The organism is Candidatus Bathyarchaeia archaeon, assembly GCA_035935655.1.
Lineage (GTDB): Archaea > Thermoproteota > Bathyarchaeia > 40CM-2-53-6 > 40CM-2-53-6 > 40CM-2-53-6.
In genome coordinates, this window is record DASYWW010000012.1 from 31,722 (window position 1) to 56,204 (window position 24,483).

General features: G+C 51.3%; 25 protein-coding genes and 1 tRNA gene. 9 read left to right on the plus strand and 17 right to left on the minus strand.

Going from position 1 to position 24,483, the window contains the following annotated elements:
* Positions 1 to 108 precede the first annotated feature (108 nt).
* Complete coding sequence (locus VGS11_01165; protein ID HEV2118708.1) at positions 109 to 3,915, plus strand: elongation factor EF-2; 3,807 nt, start codon at positions 109 to 111, stop codon at positions 3,913 to 3,915.
* A gap of 32 nt (positions 3,916 to 3,947) precedes the next feature.
* Here the strand turns inward: VGS11_01165 and VGS11_01170 are convergent, their stop codons facing one another.
* Positions 3,948 to 4,130 (minus strand): hypothetical protein, encoded by a 183-nt coding sequence (locus VGS11_01170; GenBank protein ID HEV2118709.1) that lies wholly within the window; start codon positions 4,128 to 4,130, stop codon positions 3,948 to 3,950.
* Between the two features lie 122 nt (positions 4,131 to 4,252).
* Here VGS11_01170 and VGS11_01175 point away from each other — a divergent pair.
* Positions 4,253 to 4,375: transfer RNA gene (locus VGS11_01175), tRNA-Gly, on the plus strand.
* Between the two features lie 99 nt (positions 4,376 to 4,474).
* Positions 4,475 to 4,837, plus strand: a complete 363-nt coding sequence (locus tag VGS11_01180) for a nucleotide pyrophosphohydrolase (GenBank protein ID HEV2118710.1) — start codon at positions 4,475 to 4,477, stop codon at positions 4,835 to 4,837.
* Positions 4,838 to 4,882: 45 nt separating this feature from the next.
* Here VGS11_01180 and VGS11_01185 read toward each other — a convergent pair whose 3' ends face one another.
* From VGS11_01185 to VGS11_01210, 6 genes are all read right to left on the minus strand, one after another.
* A complete protein-coding gene (locus VGS11_01185; GenBank protein HEV2118711.1) occupies positions 4,883 to 5,533 on the minus strand; it encodes a hypothetical protein in 651 nt (216 codons plus the stop codon).
* Between the two features lie 89 nt (positions 5,534 to 5,622).
* Positions 5,623 to 6,036, minus strand: a complete 414-nt coding sequence (locus VGS11_01190) for a hypothetical protein (GenBank protein ID HEV2118712.1) — start codon at positions 6,034 to 6,036, stop codon at positions 5,623 to 5,625.
* 484 nt (positions 6,037 to 6,520) lie between these two features.
* A complete protein-coding gene (locus VGS11_01195) occupies positions 6,521 to 6,997 on the minus strand; it encodes a hypothetical protein (protein HEV2118713.1) in 477 nt (158 codons plus the stop codon).
* Between the two features lie 230 nt (positions 6,998 to 7,227).
* Positions 7,228 to 8,775: a SagB/ThcOx family dehydrogenase gene (locus VGS11_01200; protein HEV2118714.1), complete on the minus strand. Its 1,548-nt coding sequence runs from the start codon at positions 8,773 to 8,775 to the stop codon at positions 7,228 to 7,230.
* A gap of 35 nt (positions 8,776 to 8,810) precedes the next feature.
* The gene (locus VGS11_01205) at positions 8,811 to 9,143 is read right to left on the minus strand and encodes a 6-carboxytetrahydropterin synthase (protein HEV2118715.1); all 333 of its coding nucleotides are present in this window, start codon (positions 9,141 to 9,143) and stop codon (positions 8,811 to 8,813) included.
* Positions 9,144 to 9,171: 28 nt separating this feature from the next.
* Complete coding sequence (locus VGS11_01210; GenBank protein ID HEV2118716.1) at positions 9,172 to 10,011, minus strand: dihydrofolate reductase family protein; 840 nt, start codon at positions 10,009 to 10,011, stop codon at positions 9,172 to 9,174.
* A gap of 17 nt (positions 10,012 to 10,028) precedes the next feature.
* On the opposite strand from VGS11_01210, the gene VGS11_01215 reads away from it, so the two are divergent.
* Positions 10,029 to 10,496, plus strand: a complete 468-nt coding sequence (locus tag VGS11_01215; protein HEV2118717.1) for a VOC family protein — start codon at positions 10,029 to 10,031, stop codon at positions 10,494 to 10,496.
* 18 nt (positions 10,497 to 10,514) lie between these two features.
* On the opposite strand, the gene ribA is transcribed toward VGS11_01215, so the two are convergent.
* Positions 10,515 to 11,309 carry a GTP cyclohydrolase II gene (gene ribA, locus VGS11_01220; protein ID HEV2118718.1) on the minus strand — a complete coding sequence of 265 codons (795 nt, stop codon included), beginning with the start codon at positions 11,307 to 11,309 and terminating at the stop codon, positions 10,515 to 10,517.
* A gap of 76 nt (positions 11,310 to 11,385) precedes the next feature.
* On the opposite strand from ribA, the gene VGS11_01225 reads away from it, so the two are divergent.
* Positions 11,386 to 12,075, plus strand: coding sequence for an ERCC4 domain-containing protein (locus VGS11_01225; GenBank protein ID HEV2118719.1), 690 nt, complete (start codon positions 11,386 to 11,388; stop codon positions 12,073 to 12,075).
* A gap of 35 nt (positions 12,076 to 12,110) precedes the next feature.
* Positions 12,111 to 13,388, plus strand: a complete 1,278-nt coding sequence (locus VGS11_01230; protein HEV2118720.1) for an amidohydrolase — start codon at positions 12,111 to 12,113, stop codon at positions 13,386 to 13,388.
* Here VGS11_01230 and VGS11_01235 read toward each other — a convergent pair.
* The 5 genes from VGS11_01235 to VGS11_01255 form a co-directional block, all read right to left on the minus strand.
* The gene (locus tag VGS11_01235; GenBank protein HEV2118721.1) at positions 13,365 to 14,048 is read right to left on the minus strand and encodes a diphthine--ammonia ligase; all 684 of its coding nucleotides are present in this window, start codon (positions 14,046 to 14,048) and stop codon (positions 13,365 to 13,367) included. The two genes, VGS11_01230 and VGS11_01235, sit on opposite strands and share 24 nt — an antisense overlap.
* On the minus strand, positions 14,045 to 15,670 hold the full coding sequence (locus VGS11_01240) for an ATP-dependent DNA ligase (GenBank protein ID HEV2118722.1): 1,626 nt from the start codon (positions 15,668 to 15,670) through the stop codon (positions 14,045 to 14,047). Before VGS11_01240 ends, VGS11_01235 begins: the two co-directional genes overlap by 4 nt.
* Positions 15,658 to 16,674 carry a flap endonuclease-1 gene (gene fen, locus VGS11_01245; GenBank protein HEV2118723.1) on the minus strand — a complete coding sequence of 339 codons (1,017 nt, stop codon included), beginning with the start codon at positions 16,672 to 16,674 and terminating at the stop codon, positions 15,658 to 15,660. The genes VGS11_01240 and fen overlap by 13 nt, the downstream gene beginning before the upstream one ends.
* A 178-nt stretch (positions 16,675 to 16,852) precedes the next feature.
* The gene (locus VGS11_01250) at positions 16,853 to 17,224 is read right to left on the minus strand and encodes a hypothetical protein (protein ID HEV2118724.1); all 372 of its coding nucleotides are present in this window, start codon (positions 17,222 to 17,224) and stop codon (positions 16,853 to 16,855) included.
* Positions 17,225 to 17,418: 194 nt separating this feature from the next.
* Positions 17,419 to 17,595 carry an SWIB/MDM2 domain-containing protein gene (locus VGS11_01255; GenBank protein HEV2118725.1) on the minus strand — a complete coding sequence of 59 codons (177 nt, stop codon included), beginning with the start codon at positions 17,593 to 17,595 and terminating at the stop codon, positions 17,419 to 17,421.
* A gap of 188 nt (positions 17,596 to 17,783) precedes the next feature.
* Between VGS11_01255 and VGS11_01260 the strand changes: the two genes are divergently transcribed.
* On the plus strand, positions 17,784 to 18,227 hold the full coding sequence (locus VGS11_01260) for a hypothetical protein (GenBank protein ID HEV2118726.1): 444 nt from the start codon (positions 17,784 to 17,786) through the stop codon (positions 18,225 to 18,227).
* Positions 18,228 to 18,304: 77 nt separating this feature from the next.
* Here the strand turns inward: VGS11_01260 and VGS11_01265 are convergent, their stop codons facing one another.
* Together VGS11_01265 and VGS11_01270 are read right to left on the minus strand one after the other, a co-directional pair.
* Positions 18,305 to 19,132 carry an undecaprenyl-diphosphate phosphatase gene (locus tag VGS11_01265; protein HEV2118727.1) on the minus strand — a complete coding sequence of 276 codons (828 nt, stop codon included), beginning with the start codon at positions 19,130 to 19,132 and terminating at the stop codon, positions 18,305 to 18,307.
* Between the two features lie 123 nt (positions 19,133 to 19,255).
* The gene (locus VGS11_01270) at positions 19,256 to 19,759 is read right to left on the minus strand and encodes a hypothetical protein (GenBank protein ID HEV2118728.1); all 504 of its coding nucleotides are present in this window, start codon (positions 19,757 to 19,759) and stop codon (positions 19,256 to 19,258) included.
* Between the two features lie 184 nt (positions 19,760 to 19,943).
* Between VGS11_01270 and VGS11_01275 the strand changes: the two genes are divergently transcribed.
* Positions 19,944 to 21,047 carry a hypothetical protein gene (locus VGS11_01275; protein HEV2118729.1) on the plus strand — a complete coding sequence of 368 codons (1,104 nt, stop codon included), beginning with the start codon at positions 19,944 to 19,946 and terminating at the stop codon, positions 21,045 to 21,047.
* A 216-nt stretch (positions 21,048 to 21,263) separates the two neighbouring features.
* Positions 21,264 to 23,198: an acetate--CoA ligase gene (gene acs, locus VGS11_01280; protein ID HEV2118730.1), complete on the plus strand. Its 1,935-nt coding sequence runs from the start codon at positions 21,264 to 21,266 to the stop codon at positions 23,196 to 23,198.
* Positions 23,199 to 23,239: 41 nt separating this feature from the next.
* On the opposite strand, the gene VGS11_01285 is transcribed toward acs, so the two are convergent.
* Positions 23,240 to 23,881 carry a hypothetical protein gene (locus VGS11_01285; GenBank protein ID HEV2118731.1) on the minus strand — a complete coding sequence of 214 codons (642 nt, stop codon included), beginning with the start codon at positions 23,879 to 23,881 and terminating at the stop codon, positions 23,240 to 23,242.
* Between the two features lie 75 nt (positions 23,882 to 23,956).
* Positions 23,957 to 24,388: an ester cyclase gene (locus tag VGS11_01290; GenBank protein ID HEV2118732.1), complete on the minus strand. Its 432-nt coding sequence runs from the start codon at positions 24,386 to 24,388 to the stop codon at positions 23,957 to 23,959.
* Positions 24,389 to 24,483: the final 95 nt, after the last annotated feature.

Sequence of the window (24,483 nt, forward strand, 5' to 3'; positions counted from 1 at the left end):
CATCAGAACGTACGAGTTTGAAAATCGATTCAGATCCATTCTGGCGCAATATATAATAGAGTACAGTTGGGATTCGCTGATTCTCCTCAGCTAGAAAGGTAGGATTCGTTGCCCCGTTTCAAGAGTTCAGCGGACATTCTAAAGATCGTCTCCAACAAGGACCAGATACGCAACATAGGCATCATCGCCCACGTGGACCACGGGAAATGTGTCGACGGTGAAAGTATGATTACCCTATCCGATGGGCGGATAGAAGAGATTGCCCAAATCTACGAGAAGCTGAGAAGAAAAGGCCCTTCAATGGCTCAAGTTGACTCGCTGAATCCCCGGACCCTCAAGATGGAAGACCGGAACGTCTCACACGTCTGGAAACTACACAGCAACAAGCTAGTCAAGGTTACCCTTAGGAACGGCTACTCTGTGGAGACGACACCAGAGCATCCATTCTTCACAATAGCAAAGGATGGAATAGTCAGGCAGAAGAGGGCAGACGGGATTAAGAGAAATGACTTGGTGCTCGTTCCGAACACCCTACGCTCCATCCCAAGTAGAATGGAAGAAATAAAGTCCGAAATCTTGGAAGTGATGAGTTCTCATCAGTATTACATCGTCTATCTAGAAGGAAGGTTCTCCGAAGAACTTGAGCGACTGGTTAACGACAAGGGAATGAAGCAGGTTTATTCCAGCCTCCGATCAAATTCTTCGTTCAAGGCCTTCAGAGCGGGACTCGCCCTTGGTAGAATCAGACTAGACGATCTGGTAAAAATCACAGATTCGCTCAGAATACCCAGGGACCGCGTCTATGATCACATACGCCGAATGGCATACCGGCTAAGCCGTGCCAAGCCCGGCAGGCTTTCAAACCTAATCAAACTGCCACGAACTCGGAAGCAATTCCAGGATCTGGCTTACCTTCTTGGTGTCCTTTGGGGTGATGGTTCTAACCGGGCTAGCTTCAACAACGGGTACGGGCCGCTTCTGGAGACCGTTTCCCAAATTTTTCAGAGAGTTTTCGGGGTCAGCACAATCCTCGTGAAGGACAAGAGAAGAAACACCTATCGGCTCGATCACCACGGTGGTTTCAGCCTCATCAGATTCCTCGAAGACACCTACCAGTACCCCACAAAGCACAAGGCCCACAATATTGTCTTTCCCAAGTTGGTCCTCAAGATGGGAAACGAACACGTCGCTGCGTTCCTCAGAGGGGAATTTGATACAGACGGTGGGGTTGAAAGGACTAGCGCCGTAATTTCCCTAACAACTGCCAGTCGAAAGTTTGCAAGACAAGTATCAATCTCTTTGCTGAGATTCTCGATCATTCCAACAATCCGCCAGAAAGGAAAATACTTCACAATAACAGTATCAGGGCACGATACTCTGAGGTTTGAGAAGACAATCGGATTTACCATTCCAAGAAAGCGTGTGGCGCTGCATATTCTCGCTCGCAAAGCGGTGAGCAGCAGAAAGACTGGAATTGTTCCTATCGGCTGGCAGACTCTCCGGGAAATTAGGAACCAACTGGGGATTCCCTCTTCATATTTGGAATCCAAAATCCCATTTTACTGCAGCTACGAGTCAGGCAGGCAAAACCTCACAAGGCCGATCTTCCAAAGCCTCGTTAGCGCTTTTGAAAAGTTCATTGCGTCAAGGCCTTCGAAAGATACCGCCTTCACCCTAGTGCGCGAATGGCGCAAGCTTCTCGAGGGAGAGATTCGACCTATCCCGGTAAGTGAGATAGGGACACGTACCGGTTCATTCGACGTTTACGACCTGACAGTTCCAGAGAATCACACGTTCATCGCTAACGGTATAGTCGTCCACAACACTACGATGACGGATAGTCTCTTGTCTGGTGCCGGATTGCTTTCGCCGTCTTTGGCTGGCACAGCTCTGGCCATGGACTTTATGGAGGAGGAGCAGAAGCGCCAGATGACTATCAAGGCTGCAAACGTCAGTCTCTATTACGAGCATAACGACATGCCTTTCGTCATCAATCTCATCGATACTCCCGGTCACGTGGACTTTTCGGGCAAGGTTACTAGATCACTACGCGCTATTGATGGAGCGGTCGTTGTCGTCGACTCCGTTGAAGAAGTGATGGTTCAGACAGAGACGGTGACGCGACAAGCGCTCGAGGAGCGTGTCCGGCCCGTTCTTTACATTAACAAGATTGACCGTTTGATCAAGGAGCTGAAGCTCAATCCTGAACAGATACAGGAAAGGGTCGCACGGATAATCAAGGACTTCAACGCCCTCCTCGATCTCTACGCTGAGCCCGAGTTCCGAGAGAAGTGGAAGGTAAACTTCGCGACCAATACCGTGGCGATGGGCTCAGCCAAGGACAGATGGGGCTTCAACGCTGTTGTCGCCAAGAAGAAAGGAGTCAAGTTCTCCGACGTAGTCGACGCTTACGTTAACGGGAAGGTGGAGGAGCTCAAGAATAGAGCCCCCATTCACGAGGCCATCCTCGGAATGGCAGTAGAGGTAATGCCTCCGCCGCACAAAGCGCAGGTCTACAGGATTCCGAAGATCTGGCATGGAGACCCAGACAGCGAGTATGGCCAGGCTATGATCAAGTGCGACGACAAGGGCCCGGTACTAATGTCCGTCACCAACATCGTTGTCGACCCGCAGGCTGGCGTGGTTGCGACTGGTCGCCTGTTCTCAGGTACGGTCACGGATGGAGAGCCTGTCTTTCTGATCAACTCGCGCACCCAGGGAAGGGTCCAGCAAGTTGCCATATACATGGGACCGCAACGGGAGATTGTCGGACATCTTAGCGCAGGTAACATTCCCGCGCTTCTTGGACTAGAGAACGTGAAGGCAGGAGAAACCCTCGCCTCTGTGAAGCAATTCGTCCCCTTCGAAGCAGTCCACTATGTCACTGAGCCAGTTGTCACCATAGCGGTGGAACCGAAGTACAACAGAGATCTTCCCAAGCTGGTTGAGATCTTGAGAAAGCTCTCGCTGGAAGATCCGAACCTTGTGACGAGCATCAACGAGGAAACTGGCGAATACCTGATCTCTGGTATGGGCACGCTTCACCTTGAGATTGCAAATACTCTGATCACCAAGACTGGAATGGAGATTGTCACCTCTAAGCCCATTGTCATCTATCGAGAGGCGGTGCGGAGGGAAGCGGGTCCGGTTGAGGGTAAATCTCCGAACAAGCACAACAAGATCTACATTGAAGTCGAACCCCTCGAAGATGCTGTTTTGGATCTGATCAAGCAGGGTAAGCTCAGCGAGTATGGTGACAAAGCCGAGATGGCCAAGCTCCTTCGAGGAGTAGGATGGGAGCCTGAGGAGGCTCGTGGAGTATGGAGCATCGACGAACCCTTCAACATGATCTTGGACGTCACCAAGGGAGCGCAGTACGTGCAAGAGGTGAAGGACATGATATTGGCCGGATACAGGTGGGGAATCAAGGAAGGTCCAATTGCTTACGAACAGATTCGAGGGTTGAAGGTCAAGATTAGCGACGTCAGTCTTCACGAAGACCCTGTCCACAGGGGTCCGGCACAGATCATGCCGATGACTCGTCGAGCAATGTTCGTGGCCTTCCTGGAAGCCGCGCCGACATTACTGGAGCCAGTTCAGAAGATTACGACTCGCGTTCCGAATGAGCTATTGGGGGCCGTGACCAGTGTGATTACACAGAAGCGTGGAAAGATTGTGTCAGTCGACCAGAAGGGACACTTGGTCTCCGTAGTTGGAGAGATGCCAACCGCCGAAAGCTTCGACTTGTCTGAGGTCATGAGGAGTCAGACCCAGGGACGAGCGTTCTGGGGTTTGGAGTTCGCTCGATGGTCGCCTGTTCCTACTTCTTTGTTGCAAACGGTTGTTGAGGGCATAAGAAAGCGAAAGGGACTCTCTCTCGAGCCGCCGAAAGCGTCCGACTTCATGGAAGCTTAGCGGCAAACTCCGTGTGTCTCAACATGCTCGATCTAGTCTAGCTTTTCTGTTTGCTGGGTAGACCTTGCCCTATACGAGCTGCTCACGATTATCAGTACGAATCCGACTATGAACAGCGTCGTAAAGTTCGTGTTATCAAGCATACCGTTGATCGCCAACAATGCGGGTGCAACGACAAGAGAAAACCCCGCGATAGCAGCGATCTTGCCAATCATTCTCATCGAGGATTCTTGTATCCTAGTCCACTGCGAATAGTTGAACCTAACGGAGTGCCGATACAGATCTAGTTGGGAAACAGAGAAAACGCTTAGAAATAGTGGCCCCGTCGAGCCTAACAGCGGCCGTGGTCCAGAGTCAGCGCTCAACTGCGAGGTTGACGGGCAGCCTGGTCTATGACACCGGCTTCCCATTACCATGGAAAGAGCCGGGAACCCGGGTTCGAATCCCGGCGGCCGCACCAAACTGGTTCATTGGATGGTTCTCGGGGTAGTCTTAGCCGAGTCCGACTCTAGATGATCCGTTATTTATCAGAAACCAAGGAAAACGACCGTCGAATATCATGCGCGTCTCTGGCGGGGATAGCAAAACTACAGTCCGTGAGCTGGTCGAAACGGTCGCAAGATTCGGGGACAGTAGAGATTGGAGAAAGTATGACACTCCTCGAAACTTGGCGGGCTCAATTTGCATTGACGCAGCCGAGCTCCTAGAGCATTTCCAATGGAAAACTGACAAGCAAGCCGAAGAAATGCTGAATGACCCGGAAAGACTGGAGAAGATTTCCAACGAGTTGTCCGACGTCATAATCCACTGCCTGGGTTTCTCTGATATTCTGAGGATTGATATCTCCAACGCTGTTCAGAGAAAGCTCCAAAAAAATGCCGAGAAATATCCAGCCAGCGTGCAGGAGCGAAGATCCAGCTAAGGAATTACGCTCCGCGAATATTTCATCAGCTTCTCCTAGTTAGTTCTAGGCTAGTTTGTAGGTACGACTGTCCGGTCTAATTGCTCTTCCGACCCAGTAGGATACTAGCGGCGGATACCACAAGTAGAGCCTGATCGGAACGCCCAACAATGTCCACTCCCAAAACTGCGGCGCTACCGAAATGAGTGTCAGAAGCGCGAGAATCACCATACGGTTCCGCCCGTTCCGGAAGAGTCTAACGAGTTCTGGGGCGACGATCTTTTTCTCCTCCAAACTAATAACGTGAGCGAAGGTTGCCAAGATCATCAGGATTCCTCCGAGGTCCAACGCAAAGAGTTGGGAAGAATAATTCTGGATCATGGATACCTGATCCGAATTTAGAGCGGGAGCCACTACCTCAACACCGTTCAGCAGGTAAGGAACAATCGCAACCAGCAAGAGTAGCCCCACATTGAGGAATGTGACCGTTCGAGTCTCGATTGGCAGGACAGACATGTACGTCGTATAGATCATCCACGCAGTGATGAGAACAAAGAACGTGTATGCGAATGCGAGTATGTGCGTGGTTATCTCTCCCGTGTTTTTCGGAGGATTCGCTATGAGTGCGATGGAACCAATTGAAAGCGAGAGCCCGAAAATCAGGTCAGCAAGAGTCTCAATTCGTGGTCGTGGCCGGGCGCCATCGATCTGTTGCATCTACACGCCTTGAGGAAATAGCGTGTATTTGGTCCTTTGGAGGAAACTTTTCGGATTCCCGTTCACTGATTTTAGGCCGAGAGCGTTAGTCATGGTCGCACAGGAATCGCCCTTTCGCGAGATTGTCCACGTCTTAGAATCAGGAAAGAGGCTGTGAGAACTATTACGCCGACTTGAAGGATCGAGCCTGCGATGAACGTCAACCCCGCCAAGCTCAGTCCAGCCCCCGCGAGCGAGTAATGTTCTGGTTGTGGAAGAGAAACGGCCAGAGTTGCCATTGAGAGAACAAGAGCTGGAGGGTACGCCCTCTTCCGACCTTTCGCTACTCCAATTGCGACCGCCAAGTAAAGCAACCAACCGGCGAGGATTGAGAAGAATAGCCATGAAGAGACCATAAGCGCGTATAGTTGTGCCAAGAGAACTAATCCTAGAACCACAGATGCATAGATGAGCACGTTGACTCCCCGTTTCAGTAGCCTCAGCCTTGCATCCAGTGATTCCAATCTCAAGCCCCCCGCGAGAGGGCCGACTAACGCTTGTTCATATCTCGTTCATCATATCCTCATGATCATTTGCATCGAGAATTTTTGTCGGAGTCACCCGCGGAATTCCTTACAATCACAGTGGTAGTCGAAACTTGAATACGAGCACTTAGGCGAATGGATCAACTTAGCGTGGCCGCAGTTGGTGCAATACTGTTGGCCGCCAACTTGACCAATTGGTTCGGTTGATGGACATACCTTGTGCACCATCCGATCCTCTGTTTTGCCCTTTCCGACTTTTGTACTGATAATGGATACCTCTTCCTGAGGAATACGAATTGGCTTGTTGCACTTGGGGCAAATGTTGTTGCTCATCACTTATCGCCGCTGTGATCGCTCAGCCTCTTATTGTCTGCATCTCGCTTGTTCAATCTGTCGGTTGACCTCGCTATTCCGTGTAAAGAAAAACAACTACAAGTGTTGAGGAAGAGAAACTAATGGGTTCTTACCGGTTAAGATTGAATGTGAACTGGTTGTTGCGTGTGCTGACCAAGACGATCGTGTATGCGTAGCCGTTGGTAAACGTGAACGCATTTCCCGTTAGTTGACAGCCGGAACAGCTACTGTTAATTGCCAAGTTTGCCGGGCTCACTCCACCAGGGGTTATAGTTGGCCCGGCCCAGTTGATCAGTTGGTATGAATTGCCCATAGAGTCTTTGACGTAGTAGCTCTGAAGCGTTACGCTGATCGAACCGGAATCGCCTACGTAGAGGGTTACATTGGTGTTTGACGTGAATGTTGACGAGTTCACATTGAGCGCTTCCTGACCGACTGTCGGCTTGACTAGCAAACTGCCCAGTAGCCCGGTGGACCAGGCGTAGACCATGACCGAGGCAACGACTACAATGACAACCATCAGGAGTGCTGCAAGAATCGTGTTGATGGCGCGCTTGTTCTTACGAAGCGGCACCGACTTCTTCATTCATTACTACCTTGTACGTCGCTCATTGGGGCCTTTCTCAGTCAAGAATCCCTAAGAGGAGTTGGCGAGATTTCTCCCAAAACCATGTCGTAACCTCCATTCATCTCATTACGTCACAGTTCGGGACTAGGTCAGGAGAAAAAGGGACAAGCGGCACTAGATCTGATTGCCTAACGGGAAGTTTGACTTTGCCGCCGCGGACTCTTCGGAGTCTTGATTAGACTAGCGACCTATCGGTTTGGTCCTATTTGTGGAAGAATCTTTCCCGGCTTTGCTTTGTATGCTGGTTTGCCGATCCCGACAGCGATCATCGTGCTCTTGTCACGAGCGTGTGGCGAGAAGAATTCCGTGACGGCATCATCATAGAAGGTGGAACCGGACGCGCCAAGTCCAACGGCATATGAGGAGAGGTAGATTTTTCCAGCCCTTACACCAGCTTCAAACTGCGCCGCTCGATAGCCCCTGTTTCCAAGAGACTCCAGAACCGAATTCAGGTCAGTCATCAAGAAAAATACGACGCTTGCATCGCTGAAGAGCTGTTGTCCAAGACAGAGGTAGCCTGACATCGACCGGCTACTGAGAGCCTTCAGTTCTTCGACAGCGCGGGTTCTTTGGTTGTAGTAGTAGGAGCCCGGGGGTAGTCCCTCGACAGCATTCACAATGAAATAGAAGTCTATCAATGACTCGTTATCATGCAGAAAGTCCAAAGGGATTCTGGTTCGAGAGGTCTGGATTATTGTCGAAAGACTGTCAAAAAGGATAGGTTCGCGCGAGAATTTCCTAGTGGACCCCCGGAGCAAAATCACTTCATCTAGGAGTGGAAAGAGATCTCTTTCCGATCCTCGCAATGGAAAGGAGGGAGTGGTAGTCGGACTCGTTTGTTTCGATACCCTTGGGCGACTCCTCCAAGACTCGATCTCCGACTTGCGTCTCAGCTGAGAGGCTTCATTCGTTTCCCATATCATTGGATAGTCAACTTCCTCTCTTGAGAGAGGATTGACCTCCAGGTCAAGACTCGGAACCGGCCTATGAGTGCTAGAAGTTTCTCTGTTAGTGCCGATTCCGATTGTTGCTAGAGCTACAGTTGCCTCCTTCTTTGCCTCTAGACCTAGAAGCCTGTCGACCTCGGAATCGATGAAGCCAAGGACAACTCTGGCTGCGAGGCGCGCAGAATTCGAGGTTGCGAGAAGGTTGGCGATAATGACTCCTGAGTCCCAGAACCAGTGACGATAGGATCTGGCTTCGTACTTCCACGCGTTCCTCCAGGCTAAAGATGTGAATGCCAACGTGACTGATGAGGTCACGCCATCAGGACTCCCTGCCTCACTCAGCGCCGCTCGATAGTCTCCATCTCGCAGCCTTACTAGCGAGAATTGTAGAGGGTTGAAGTGATACACTCCCGCTTCTAGACCGGGGATTGGACCGGAGATTACGTAGAGTTCGATGGGATACAAAGCGCCTGTTGCGGAAGCTGCCCGCATAAAGTAGAACTCCTTGCCGAATCTCATCTTCCGTGTAAGGCCCGCAGAGAAGAAGAGAAGCTCAGAGAGGACCCCTACATCGATCTCCTTGGTTCCAAGCACTTCCCTCGCGTTCTTGATCGCCTCGATAGAGTTCTTTTGGGGAATGGGAAAATCGCGCGGAAGGGCAATGGAAGGAAGATTCCTGTACTCTTTGAATGGCGCCGGTTTGTTGTCCCAATCCAGGTAATGACCGGAAGCGCCGATTCTAACCTCAGAGTGCTTGGTAGCCTCGTGGTACGCTAGTACTGAACTCAAGTCGTTGCCAGCCATTAGAATGACTCGCCTCGAACTCAGGTTTCTCTGTAAATTACGCTAGTTCCTTTCTTTCTGTTTTCCCAGACCCTAATCTCATAGAGCTCCTTGATTGAGGGTTTGAGTCTCTTCCAGATCCATAATGATATCCGCTCCATTGTGGGATTGGGAATGATCTCATTCAGATTCTTCTTATCCAATCTCGCGACTATTTCTTGGTTGACGATTCTCTCGATAATGCGTGTATCTAGAATAACCCCTTTCTCGTCTGGGGTCCCCTTAACGACTACTCTTAACTCGTAGTTATGTCCCTGCATCGCGTTCTCGTCCACATCGAGTGAGGCGGCCGATGAAAACTGGAATTCTCTCATCGCAAACATCTCCATTTTGTGGGCCCCTCTAGTTCCTATAGTTCATCAAGTATCTCAGAAAGATGTGACTCCCTGAGACTCCAATTGCCTCAAGCTCTGCCAGGGGAGAGTCGTCTATTCCGAAATGAATGCTGGTAACAAAACCGGGTCTCTTCTTTCCTTCGGAATTGAGGTCGCCCATGATCTGGGGAGAAACGGTTAGCCGAAGCTCATCGACAAGCATCGCTTTGACTGCGCCCCCAGCCAGAATGGGCCCGCCTTGAATATCGAGAAGCTCCGTCCTGAACTCTTTTCGCAGAATCCCTACCGTTTTGGTAAGGTCTACGCTAGCTTCTCCAATGGCGAATATTTTGAGGGACTGAGGAAACTTGTGGCCTTCGACCTGTAGCCGCTTTACTTGATTCTTGACCCTTTCTTCTCCTTTGCTTGTGGTAAAAATTAGAGGTTGCCACTCTTCCTTTTTCGGGTTGAACACAGGGTGTTTCAAATCTATTTCTCCTCTCCCAGTCGCGACTGCCCTGACGGGTTTACGACTTCTCTTCGTCACGAGTTCCTGTAGGTCCTTGTCTCTGGGATACCAGGTAGTGTCGGGGTTGTCTCTCAGGATTCCCGCCCCTCCTAGGACAGCATCGGCCGTGGCCCACCCGTATTGTAGGGCTCTATTATCCGTGAAACCTCCCGCGCCTATGGGATTGTTCTTTAGTTGCCGGAGGGCAATTTCGGATCCCCCACGTTGCCCAAGTTCGAGAGGAACAGCAATTCCGTCTATCGTTGTTACAAACATAAGGTAGGTGTGTGGTCTTCCCTCCACCTTGTAGAATTCTGATAATTGATCTACCGATACATTCGGGTCTTCAAATAATTGCACTGTTCTAACCATGGTCGATGGCAATGCTAACGGATGTCTTTATTGAGCTTCACGTCCCGGACTTCAATAGAACAATCGAGTTCTACTCAAGACTCGGTTTCAAACTGCGATGGCGAAGCGAGGACTATCTCGTGATGAAGAGAAAGAGAAGCGTATTGAATTTCTACGGGGGGAGTGAGAAAGTTTACCGCCATTCCTACTTCGGGCGGTTCAGTAAGAATACAAAATGCGGTTATGGGGTCGAGATAATTATCCCAGTTGATCGAGTGGAACGCCTCTACAAGACCGTGAGAAAGTTCGCAAAGGTCGTTCAACCACTGCAGTCGAAAAAATGGGGACGTCGCGACTTCAGAATACTCGATCCGTTCGGGTTCTATCTGCGCATCACGGAGAGATACGAGTGGGTCGGCGAACTCGATGCGAAACAGAAGAAATTGGTCCAAGATTACAAGATGAAGCTCAGAGAGCCAGGCTCTGGGGACTAAAAACCAGAGTAGCCTTTCTCAATTTTGGCTACGAGGATGGACTAGATCGTCCCGCTGCTCTATGTCCAAAATGTGACCAAGCTTCTTCTTTTTTGTCTCTAGGTAGAACTTGTTGAACTGATTAGGCGGCATCACAACAGGTATCCTCTCAGCCACTTTGATTCCATGAAGCTGCAAATCCTTCAGCTTGTCGGGATTGTTCGTGAGAAGCTTGACCGATCTCACGTGAAGCGACATCAGCATGTGCGCCGCAATATCGTAATCTCGCTCGTCAGGCCTAAACCCCAGTTTCTTGTTCGCCTCAACAGTATCGAAACCTGCATCCTGTAATTGGTAGGCTTTGATCTTGTTAACAAAGCCGATCCCACGGCCTTCCTGCCTCAGATAGAGAACGATTCCACGGTCCATCTTGCCTATTCGTGTAAGGGACTCCTGAAGCTGCTCTCGGCAGTCGCACCGTAGGGAGCCGATTGCATCGCCGGTGAGACATTCGGAGTGCAATCGTACTGGGATATCTTCTTTCTCGAAGATATCGCCGTGGACAAACGCGGCGTGCTCCTTTCGGTCAAAGTTGTTCCAGAACGCGACCGCCTGGAAGTCACCATATAAAGTAGGAAGGTTTGCGATAGCCATGACCTTGACGCAGATCTCCGGTGCCTCCCGACATGCGTGGTCTTCGCTCTCCTTCAACAACTGCTGGACAGCTGACTTCGGGATGCCCATCAAGGCCGAAGCGAAAAACGAGAACAGTCCCTTTTGAGGATTCCTTTCAGGAGGCATCTCCTCACGTGAGACCAAGGTGAAGTAACCCACGACTCTCCGACTCTATTCGCCAATGGCTTTGCATAGTTTTTTGTTGTGACGGCATCGTTCAAATTCCGGACTCATAATGGTTCGAATCGCTGTTGATGAAAGAGAGAAGCCGTCAGGAGTTCCTGACGAGCTCCGGTCAAAGGGAGCTTCCGTTGAATACAGAGTCCTTGAGGTGGCTGACTACATAGTTGGCGAATATGCTGTTGAACGAAAATCCGCCAGGGATTTCGTCTCTTCCTTGTTTAGCGGAAGGCTATTCGACCAAGCATATAGGATAGGCGAATCATACAAAGACAAGATTCTGATCGTCGAGGGCAACCTAGACAATGAACTCAAGCGATCCAGGAACCCTCGTTCCCTTTGGGGCGCGCTAATTTCTGCAGTCTTGGATTTTGACATGCACTGTTTCTTCACTCACGATGCGAAAGAAACCGCAGAGTTCCTGGTCACCCTTGGGAAAGGAGGACGTTACATGGGCCATCGCGGGCCACCCCCTCTTGTCGTTCGGAAGCCTAGGTCGGAGGATATTAAGCGACTTCAAGAATCCATTGTCAGCTCTGTGCCTGGGATTGGACCTCGCACTGCTGAGCAGCTGTTATCGTATTTTGGGTCTCTAAGACGCACATTCAGTGCTTCCGTGACGGAAATGGCGGTGGGAGCTGGAATTGGGAAAGCCAAGGCCCTGAACGTTAGAGCTCTCCTGGATGCGCCTTACAAGCCTTCAAAAGGCGTCCACTCTCAAACCCAGCTACGCGCAGAGGCGTAGAACACGTGGGACTGTTCCTCCAAAATTGCGACTGGGTGATTACTCAAAACCCTGATCGAGAGGTTCTCCGAAACTCCTCCGTCAGCATCGACGACAGTGGAACCATTCGGGACACGGGCATAACTCAAGGGTCCAAGAACGACCAGGTTATCGACTGCAGGGGTAAAGTGCTGATTCCTGGCCTGATCAATACTCACACTCATCTCTCCATGACTCTTTTCCGAGGATACGCCGACGATCTAGAGCTCCAGCAATGGCTAGAGAAGAAGATCTGGCCACTTGAGAAACGACTCACCGGCGAAATGTGCTACAACGGCGCGCTTCTCGGCGCCATGGAAATGACGAGAACAGGAACAACATGCTTCGTGGACATGTATTTTCACATGGAAGACGTTGCCCGGGCAACAGAGGAGGCAGGACTTAGAGGAATACTCTCATACGGAATGATCGACCCACCAACCGAAGAGGGCAAAGAAAGGGAACGAAAAAACTCCTTGAAGCTGCTGCAACACATCCGAGCATTGAAGTCCCCGCGAACATCGTTCGCCTTCGGGCCGCACGCTCCCTACACATGCGGTAAAGATACTCTTCTTTGGTGCAAAAAGGAAGCCGAGAAGGAAAACGTGCTCATCAACATCCATATTGCCGAAACCCGAGGAGAACAAGCGAAGTTCGAACGAGACAAGAAATCGCGCGAAGTAGACTACCTCGACAAGATTGGCTTCCTAAGCGACCGGGTCTTAGCCGCCCACTCAGTATGGCTTACAAAATCGGAAGTCAAACTTTATGGAAAAAGAGGCGTTAGAGTCGCTCACTGTCCTGTCTCCAATATGAAGCTGGCAGGAGGGAGCGTCGCTCCATTGCCTGAGATGTGGGAAGCAGGAATCCCCGTCGGGCTCGGAACGGATGGGCCGGCGAGCAATAACAGTCTCGATATGTTCGACACGATGAAAGTTTGCGCTCTGGCTCACAAAGCTCATCGGTGGGACCCAACAGTCGCTAATGCCCAGAAGGTTCTCGATATGGCTACCATTGATGGCGCCTATGCGATTGGTAAAGAGAAGGAGATTGGAAGCATAGAGAAGGGTAAGCGGGCTGACCTGGTGCTCGTCGATCTGAGGGAGCCTAACATGATGCCGATCCACGGGAAAGAGACTGTGATCTCTGACCTTGTCTACTCAGCAAGTGGGTACAATGTCGATACAACGATAGTAGATGGGAGGGTTTTGATGCAAAACAGGAAGTATACTAGGTTGGATCCTGCGAAGATCGAACAAGGAGTTGGCACATCAGTTCGCCGACTTACTCTCTAAAACGGCCTGCTCGATAATCAGGTAACCGCTTTGTCCGTCCCACCGATTGACCGTCTTGTTGACACTGACTCGTTTCTGGAAGCCGGGTGCGTCAATGACGAAAGTTTCGTACTCTCCTCCCTCACCGGTCAGGTGAATTCCATGTCTTCTCGAGACCTTCTCTAACTGCTCCCATCGCTGGTCTGTTAGTTCTTGCCCAAGCCATGACTCGTCAAGGCCAGCAGCTCCAACTCCCGACAGAATTATCTTGAACCCGGCAGATTTCAGGTCATTGACCAGCGTTTTCGGCTCTTTCCGCCATAGTGGAACAAAACTCTTCAACGCCAACGCATCACAGACTTGGTCGATTCGAGATTTCTGATAGTCGCTAGCAACGGCTCCGGTCACAACTCCTTCGATTCCAGTGGCGGCCTTTAGCTGGCTCAGTCCTTCACGAAGGCTCAACAATTCGTCATCAGCTACCTCAATGGTATGATGGGGGAGACCCATTGCCTCAGCCTGAAGCTTTGTCCAACGCACGTTCGGAAAGTGGAACATGAGGGAATCGACAGCCTTCGGCAGAACGGTCACAAGATCCTCGACGTCCCAGCCTTGATGCTGAGCAACCCATGTAGCGTAGGTGCTGTCCTTGCCTCCACTGTAAAGAACGGCTACCTTCACGCGACTTCCTCTAGCATTCTGCCCTTGTTTTCAAACTGTTTCTCGTACAGCTTGCGTAGTCGTTGGATGGTGTCGGCTTCTTCCGGGGTTTTATCGTCTCTAAACTTCGCGATCCTTGCAAAACGCAAAGCGAACCCCGACTTGTATCGGGGACTCTTCTGAACCTCGTTGTGAGCAACTTCGACCACTATCTCGGGTTTCACGTGAACCGTCCATTTCGTCTCTCGAGTCTTCAGCTCCTGAAGCCGCTTGGTTATCATGTCGAACTCCGCGTCAGTCAGACCCTTGAACGTCTTACCAACGACTAGGTATTCACCGGTGTCCTCATCCCTAACTGCTAGATGGTAGTTGCTCAGCCAATCTACCCTTCTTCCGCTGCCCCAGTCCGCAGCGACTATGACTACGTCGAGCCTGTCGGCAAGCTTGATCTTGAACCACTTCTTGCCCCTAGCGCCTGGCGAGTAGTCGCTCGTTAGGGACTTGGCCATCAACCCTTCATGGCCTGCTTTCAAAGCGGATTGTGTGAAATTGTCCACGACTCTGAGGTCTCGGGTCACAATTCTTGGAGCAAGAGATTCTGCGGGCACTAAGCTAGAGAGGGTTTCCCATCTTTCCGTGTATGGGAGATCTATCAGAGTCCTTCCTTCTGATTGCAGAACATCGAAGAGGTAGAGTCGCAGCGGAATCTTATCGACCATCTCCTCGATCCCGTGGACTCGGCGAAAGCGACGCATCAGGTCCTGAAAGGGAACTGGCTTTCCGCCCTCGCCGAGAGCGACGACTTCTCCTTCTATCAAGAACTCTGAAGCTTTCACTTTGGTTTTGGCGTAATCTACCATTTCCGGAATACTGTCGGTGACATCAGTGAGTCTCCGGCTGAAAATCCTAATACGATCTTGTTGTCTGTGGATCTGGATTCTGGCGCCGTCGAACTTGTACTCGAAGGCGGTACCATCCTTGTGCTCCGCGAGAACTTGACGGATGTCCTCAGCCACCTCCGCCAGCATCGGCTTCACTGGGACGAAGAGTCTTAGTCCCACCTTCTCAAGCGCCGCCCCTCCATCCGTCATAGCTAACCTAGCGACGTCCCCGATGTCTCCATGCAGCATGTGTGCGCGCCTGACTAAATGCCGGGAGACCCCCGACGCTTCCGCGATAGCGTCTAACAAGACTCCCTCAACAACGCCGATTCGCATCTCGCCCAGTAACATTCGGGTCAGATACTCGGTCTCCAGAGGTGTCGTCCTGGCGAGAAGTGAGCCAAGAAGTGCCAATCGTTTCTCTTTGGACCCCGCTCCTTTGACCTCGGCGAGCCTTCCTAGAGTTCTAAACACTTCTGCCATCGTCAGTGGATTTGCGCTTTCCGTAAGGAGTGTTTGGCTCATGGTTTTCCCGGCTGTCGAGAGGGTCGCGTAGCTTATTTCAAGGACTCGAGGATCAGCTTCGGGGAACGGTTTTCCAGCTAAGAATAGCGTGACATAGGACACGTCGTCCGGTCTGGCTTTTCTGAGAACTTCTCTGATGAGTCGTATCTTTTCGTTTCTTTTTGTTGTCTCCTCAAGAGCTCGACATAGTTGGGCGACGATTGAGAACTCGATCGGTTTTTTTTCTAGTTGAGCCAGTTCTCCAGACCTGCATCCGTTTTCTCGATCCCTCTAGGGAGCCGTCCTATCAGTCGCTCTACTCTTTCTTTGTTGAAAGCGCGCTCCTCCGCGAGGAACTTAACGAGTCCCTCGCGATCTGGTTGAGACCTTTTCAGCACGTATTTTTCTAGGACCCTTGGTTTCAAGAAGAGCTGTCGAACACTGTTCAGATCCTCGGTAAGCTTTGATCTGATACCTTCAGGCATTTGCTCGATCGACCCGTATTCGAGGACTAGTCTAAGGGCCTTCTTCGGTCCTACTCCCTTCACGCCTTCGTTGAAGTCGGTTCCGACTAGGATTGCGAGATCTACGAGTTGTTCTCGCGTTATTCGAAGGAGGGCGAGATTCTCAGAAAGCTTGATCAACTCTGGAATTAGAGGTCGTGATCGTTTCTGGGCCGGAAGCCACTCGCGTCCCGTCAAGGTCAAGTACCGCGCAAGGATAGGGGCGCCGTAGAGTAAGCAGTCGTAGTCTTTGCTTCCGACAGCCCAGACATCGCCTCTAGCTGCCATATAGCTGGCCTGGGCCTCCGCATCTTCCAAGGCCTCAAGCCACGGAATCCCCATCAAGTTTAGGAGATGCTTCGAATCGTCCAATACTGATCCCGTGATGCGACCGGTCATAACCGCCTTCGACCACGCTTTTGAATAGTCCTTTTTCGAAACGGCCTCGACATACTCAACTTCCGCCTTCTTTCGCGCTTCCCGCCGCATCTCGATCGTTCTCCTCTTCAACGGATTCGGTTTTCCATCGAACACAAAGACGGGCTTCATGTCGAACTCTGCTATCAACCGACTGGTTCTTGTGATCAGACCGATAAGATGCGAGGTTACTCGTCCTTGGGAGTCAGTGAAGAGGCTACCATCTCTCTTTCTGACCAGCGCCAAGAACTGATGGATCTCAATGCTGGCGTCGATCGCGAAGGACGTGCCCCTGAGAGCCTTGAGGCTAGTCTGCTCTCTCTTCAAAATTGGGGTGAGCATTACTCCCAATAAACTGACCTCTTCTAACCACGCTAGCCAGAGTGGGTCGGGACTTTTTAAGCAGAGGGTGATCGAAAATTCAGTTCGACAAGAAAAATGGAGAAATGAATGGATGCGAGGAGTCGGGTTTCGTCCCTGCCCGCTCAATCGCGGCCGGATTTGGTCTAGGAGTGATTAGCTAGTTGTTTCCGGGCGGAGTGGGCTCGGGTGGCGGAGACGGGTTGAACGGCTCGTGAGGAAATACAAACGAACCTTTCTCGTCTGACGGCTTGGTGCTGTGGCCCGATTCGTGATGACTTGTGTGGGTATTCTGCTGAGTTCCCTTTGTGGCGTGAGGGCGACTCGTCTTGGATGAAACAGATTTCTTCTGCAAGGTTGACGTCTTGTTTGTCTTTCCGGAACTGGACTTTAGTCTCTGAACTTCTCGTTTCAAGCTGTCGATCTCATTAATTGCCGCATTGAGGTCTGAGGTGAGCTCCGAGGCTAGCTTGTTGAATACCCTAGCTAACTCTTGTAGTGCTTTCTTTGTCCTTGTCGGTGAAGCTGGCATGACTATGCCATCTTACAATCGGCTACTGTAAACGTGCTGTAACCTGCGTCGGCACAATTCGTGCACAAGAACGAGATCGATCGGATCCTATTCGGCGTCCATGTCCTCTTTGCTCTATCATGAAATAGGATAAGACTGAATGGGCCCAAAAAAGTGGGCTTGGGAATTATGCGGCCATGGCAAGGGACAGTCTTCTAGTTACTGTCTTTCTTGCCGAGGTTGTGCCGCTTTACGTATTGCCAGAGTCTCTTGGTCATCTCGGATGGGGTGATCTTCTGTCCTTCCCTCCCACCGAGTACAGTGGCGAGATGCTCGTCTAGTTCGATCCCATAGCCACCGAAAGACCCTCTCTTGTTTGGCGTCAGGCTCACCTCCTTGGCCTAAAATCCTAAGCTCCGATGGTTACCTTCGCAAAGGGAACGATGAAATCCCCATTGTAACTGTTTCACATCACCCACTCGTTACAGATAACACCGAAACGTGTTCACTGTTTCCCCGTTTGCCGCTGATTCCTCTTGATGCGGGTCCCACGCGTAAGGTCCAGGGTTACAACAATTTCTTGAGCGGAGACCCTTTCAACATCTCAGTGCCTGAATCCTTGGACACTGTCGCGGTTGCCCTAGACGTAATTGCTATCGGAGCAGTACTCGTCCTCACCACCCTATCCCTCATCCTCTCGAGAGGATTGAATGGGACGGGCCTAAGAAGGGGCTTCGCGCTAACCGCTGTAGCGGGATTTGTCCAGATTATCGGAAGCTCGACTCAGTTCGCAGTAGACCTCGGATTTACCAGTTCCCGGCTACCCACGAATATCTTCTCAGGAATCCAAGTATTATTCCTCGTCTTGCTGGCCTTAGCGGTCCAGAGCTTCTTCCCAGTCTGGTTCAAATCGTTCAAAGGCGACAACACCCCACCGAGCCAGCCACGAGAAGACCCCCACTTCTCACGCGGACCTGTTCCCCCAGCTCCCGGCCAGGACCTACAAGGGTCAAATCCCCAGTGAGATTCGAACCTTTCCGAAAACTTCACAGTCCGGTGCAAAGCAACCCGTTCTCAACAAAGCTTTGCTCGTTTTAGTGGCTACGACAGAGGCGCTTGCGGCGAAAGCACAGTTGCAACGATTCCAATAGTCAGAGCAACCGTGCCAAGAACGAAATCGATTACGTAAATCCTACTCGTCTTTGCAAACTTCAGCAAGTAGGATATGACAAAGATCCCAATGACAGCCGCGGTCACGATCGCGATAAGAACGCCCGTCGGTTCCACCGCCTGTATTGCGATATCAACTTGGGACCTACTGAAGATGAGAGTTACAAAGAAAGCTCCGAGAGAAGCAGGAATGTAGGCGAGATATGACAGCCTGAAAGCCTGCTCAGGCTTGACGCCCATCAGCAGCATTGTTGAAACGGTCATTCCAGATCTGCTCACACCGGGTAATGCTGCTATGCCCTGTGCGATACCGACGATAATGTAGTTCTTGAGTTTCATCTCCTCTAATCCGGCTATTAGCCTCAGTTTGTTCCGCGAGTATCTGATGTAGAATGCAGTCGCGATGAGCACGAGCCCGAGAAGAATCATAGGGATTCCTACGTTGTAGGGGCTGCTTGTGAGAACTTTGTCAGCTGTGTAGTACAAGGGAACGCCGACTAGCGCTGTGAAAGTTGTTGCGACGATTAGGTATACGAGTAGCCTTCGGTCCCTAAAGAGAGACCGGATGTCTTTCCTGAAGTAAGCTATCGCGGAACCCAGCGACCCAATTTCCATGAACAGACCGAACGCGTAAGCCACGGCCAGAGGGAGCGAGAAGAGAAAAGTTGATGCGAACAGAACTTGGGTCTTGCTACTGATAGGTAGCCACTCTGATATTCCTTGTACCAACCCCAAAAGCACAGCAAAAAGTGGATTCACCGAGGGGTCCGACCACTGGTGACTCTTGACCGAATCATACTCCTGCTCGCTTGGCCAGACAGTCTGAATTACCCCTTACGTGCTCAACGCAAACCATGCCTCATCGAGACGTTCCGACTTGGCCTATTTCTTGGAGAAGCTCATTGAGCAGCCATGTTCGCCACGAAGTTTTCCTTGGAATCCGAGCTCAAGAGTTTCGGCGGCTTTCCTGTAGCTGCCAATGCATGTACTGCAAAATATTGACCTAGCCTGGGGCTTGGTCAGCCCGTACGCGTCTGCTTGGGCCAAAACAGATTCTATGCACCCGCATCGATCTAGTTTCACTGTTCTGACGCCATCGCCTGTTTCAACGTCATAGTCGCTAGCAAATGTCTCCCCCATGCTTTCAGCCAGGTTCAGGGAAAGAGCCTCTACCCTACTTCCCCGGTTCTTCGCCTTGATTTCCTCAACCTTCAGATTCGCCTTCATGTCCGTCAGCATGTTCATCGCAGGACCAACCGCATCAAAACCTGCGAGTCCAACGAACGTGCCTACCTGAAGGAGAAGGTAGTGAGCTAGCGTTTTCCTAAGCATCTCATACCGCTCATCAAGGCTCCGGGTCCGCTTCGATTGATTCAGCTTGGACATGCTCGTAACAACGTCTGGACTCCAATCGACGGTTTTTAAGCTGTGGCAAGTCTATCGCCCAGATGGGATACGCGGGCTCAACGGTTCCTTGCGGTTCGAAACCCTGACGTGGAAGCCTCTGGCTGACAGCTTCTTGAGCGTCTAGAATTCATCCTCGAAACCTTATATTCATATTGATATAGAAATGGGACGTGTCAATTTCTTGAAGAAACAGTTCCTTTTCTTATTATTGGCTCTCTTGTTCTTGAGTGGAAGCTCGTCCTTCCCGACCCGTGTGAGCGCGGCTCAGTCAGGCGTGGTCTGCATCACATCAACAGACGCAACCGGATGCCCCTCGCCACCACCCGTGTTTTCCGGATCACCGGGAACTAACCTGACAGTGGCAGTGAATATTCAAGGGTCCAATTCGACGAACGGATTCGACATTTCACTCTTGACGGACCCCTCCGTTCTCAACCCCGTTGCCATTGGCTACGCGGCAACAGTTCTGCCCTCTCCGTTGTTCGTCGTTGTTGAATGTATCAATGGCCATGTGGTAATAGGCGCACGTTGTGGGGCTACTGACGTTCCCGGAGTCGCACGTCTGGCAATAGTGTCTCTGGGCGCCGAGACGGCACAGCCAACTACTGGCAATCTTTTCACGGTCACCTTCAACATCGTCAGCGGGACGAGCAGCACCATCGGCTACCAGACTGGCTGTACGTCTAGCAGCGTCACCGGCACAGCAACTTGCGTTACAGTGACTCAATGTAACGGCTCCTGCAGTGCACAACCCCTTACTGTCGTCGATCCCGAGTTCGCACAGAATGCACCATTCCAAACGATCACCTTCAACCAGAATGTATCATTTCATGGTGTGACCGCGAACGCGTTCGGGTCTCTGACCGTTGACACTGTAGCCAAGACGATAACGGGCACTGTCAATGTCGTAGTCGTAAATAGCACCACTGGAGCTGTCATCTTTTCCAAGACATTTGTTATTTCGTTGAAGTTCGACAGTGCAAGCAGCATTAAGTTTGGACTTGCCCTCGGACCCTCCGGCCTGGTTCTAGGCGGGGTCTTGAACGCCAAATCTCAGACTACAATCCTAGCAGTGACAGGTAATCCAGACATCCTTCATAGAGGGAATGTAGACATTGTAGACGCGGCAACACTTGCGCTCGCGTTTGGATCGTCACCTGGTTCTCCCAACTGGAACCCGGCAGCCGACCTGATGAAAGTCGGGCGTGTAGACATTTCAGATGCTGCGCAATTGGCAATATATTTCGACATGCCAGTGCTTTCTTAGCCACTCAAACTCGATTCCCTTCAAGCTCGATGTTGATGCGAGGGCTGAGGCAGAACCACCGCCCCGTGCGACCTTAAACTCTCTTTTTGTTAAACCTACTATGAGTCGCTAACACCCATCGATGATTATGACTGGAAGCTGACTCCACCCAGAACCCCCAAGTAGCGGTTTGCAAACAAGTAATATGACCGCCCCCGCCCTTCCGGGCTAATACAAATGTCAGACTTCGCCAACTCACACATCGACAAGACTTATCGGCCGAAGGAAGAATATCTCTCCCTTCACAGAGATTCTCTACGAAACTTAGAATCATTCTGGGCCACCATTGCCAATCAACTTGTTTGGCATAAAAAATGGACCAAAGTTCTGCAATGGGATCCACCGTTCGCCCAATGGTTCGTCGAAGGAACTCTAAACGCCTCCGAAAATGCGATAGACAGGCATGTGAGATCATCGCGTAGGAACAAGGCGGCCTATCTTTGGGAGGGCGAAAATGGAGAGCGTCGGACAATTACCTATGGCGAGCTCCATCGCGAGGTGAACAAGTTCGCCAGTGTCCTTCAGAACCTCGGTCTCCGGAAGGGCGATACCGTGGCGATCTACATGCCTTTGGTTCCAGAGTTCCCGATTACCTTGCTCGCGTGTTCCAGACTCGGCTTGCCGTTCACCGTCGTCTTCTCAGGGTTCAGCGCGAATGCACTCGCGGAACGTATCCGAGATTGCGAAGCCAAAATCGTCGTCACAGCTGACGGAACCTATCGAAGAGGGAAAGTCTTGGAGTTGAAGACTGTCGTTGATGACGCGGTGAAGGAGTCTCCCAGCGTGAAGCACGTATTGGTCTTCCGTCGGGTTGGAAATGCAGTATCGATGAGAAATGGTCGCGACCACTGGTGGCATGATCTAATGGCGAAGGCTTCTGACTATGTTGCGCCGGTGCATGTTGAGTCGACCCATATTCTCTACATTCTCTACACATCGGGGACGACAGGTAAGCCCAAGGGTATTGCTCACAGTACCGGGGGCTATCTAGTGTTCGCGTATGCGACCCAACAATGGGTGTTTGATGCAAAAGATGAGGATGTTTACTGGTGCACCGCTGACATAGGATGGGTCACAGGACATACCTATGTTGTGTTCGCACCGCTAATGCACGGACTCACTTCAGTAATGTACGAAGGTGCTCTGGACTATCCGGAGCCCGATAGATGGTGGGACATCGTGGAGCGTTATGGTGTTACGATTCTCTACACAGCACCAACAGCGATCCGCTCGCTAATGCGCCATGGAGACAATCTCCCAAGACAACACGATCTTGGCAGCTTACGGTTGCTAGGATCAGTCGGTGAACCGATCAATCCCGCAGCGTGGCAATGGTACTTTGATGTGATAGGAGCGGGGCGATGTCCTATCGTTGATACTTGGTGGCAGACAGAAACTGGTGGGATCATGATCTCACCCAGCCCTAGACTCGGTCTGATCCCATTGAAAGCGGGCTCGGCCACACTTCCCCTACCCGGAATAGAGGCGGATGTCGTCGACGAGAAGGGCAACAGCCTTGCCCCTGGCGAGAAGGGGTTCCTTGTCATCAGAAAACCCTGGCCAGGGATGCTCATGACACTCTACAAGGACCCAGAACGGTATCGACAGATCTACTGGACCCGGTTCCCAGGGCTCTATTATCCCGGAGATTATGCGCTCCGCGACGGAGACGGCTACTTCTGGCTGCTGGGTAGAGCTGATGAAGTGATCAAAGTTGCAGGTCACCGTCTTGGAACAAAAGAGGTCGAAGACGCACTCGTTAGTCATCCCTTAGTGGCCGAGGCCGCTGTTGCAGGAAGACCAGACCCAGTTAAAGGCGAGGCCATTGTTGCGTTTGTCACTTTGAAGAAGATCGCCAATCCTTCCAACGCGCTCTCTGAGGAGTTGAAAAACCACGTTCGGAAAATGATTGGGCCTATTGCAACGCCAGATGCAATCTACTTTGTCCAACTACTCCCAAAAACAAGGAGCGGGAAGATAATGCGACGCGTCATCAAAGCAGTTGCAGCTGGAGGCTTGATCGGCGATCTCTCAACACTCGAAGATGGGGCCTCGGTAGACGAGGTCAAGCAGGCGATCGAGGGGCTTCAACTGACGAGAGGGAGCGTCTAAGGCCTTTCAGAAAACGACTCAATCGAGCGGATCGAGTCGCCCTATAGGATGAAACTGAAGAGCACAAACATTGTCCATAGAGGTAGAGCTATTCCAAGTGCAATGAGAGTGTTTTTCCGAAATATCTTGGAGCCGTCTAGCGGAGGGACTGGTAGCATGTTGAAAGATCCAAGTCCTATGTTTAGTAGAAACCCGAAACTCCCGATGGTTTTGAGGAAACCTGCTGGACCTGAGAAAACCAAGAGTAGGAACCCGATCGCGAATGCGAGGTTGATGAGCGGCCCCGCCGCGGAAATTATCATATTATCTTCCTCCGGGTCAGCAGGTCCGCTACTAGTAGCGTAACCGTAGAACGCGGCTGCTGAGGGGGAAATGTATACTGCGCCGGGAGCGCCGAAGACCAGTCCCCCTCCCGAGATTGTTACGATCGACAGGGTGAGAACGAGTCCCCAGACCCAGAGACGGAAATGGGCGACATACCCCCGCCGTATTGCGACGTACTTGTGTCCCATTTCGTGAAGGATAAATCCAGTCGCCGTGGCGAGAAAACCGGCTGCAACAATAGCGAGACTTCCGGTTCCTATTAGGAGACCAATGAGGCTCTGATATGTGATGGCAACCGAGAGCACGATCCAAGCGACTATGATGGAAAGGATTTCTCCAGAACTGAATTGAGACGACACTAGAGACCGGAGTTAGGGAAGCCCGAATCTCGATATTTCACTTTGCTTCTTGAGACGACGCTGTTGTCTGCGAGTTCAGGGTCCTAGGCCAAGTTGAGCCATAAGACCGAGAACATCGAAATAGATACGGACCTCTCCGATGCGGCCGTGATCGATTCTTGCAATGATCGAGCTTGGTATCTTGAAGCTCTTACCAGTTAGGGGAATCTCTCGAGGTCCAGCATGGATGGGCCCCCTCATGGTTCCACTCTCCTCAACCTCCAAGCATACCCAGTCCTCCTGGCCAAAACTTCGAACCTTCCTAATCTGATAGTCGGGGAACATTCTGAACAGGCCTTTCCACATCTTATCCAGGGCGGGCCGCCCTTTCAGCGATCCCAGGGTCGGGTCGTAAAGTGCAACAGATTCTCCGTGGAGATCTAGAAAGTCCTCTTGGGATCGTCTGTTGATGCTGTCGACCCATGCTCTCTCAACGAGTTTCAGATTATCGGTTATCGTCGTTTGCAAAACGCGTCCAAGATCATGATGGGGGGTTATTCCCTATAACCTAGATGGGGACTGAGAAGGATAGTATCAGTAAATGCCAATACAACAGCGAACTG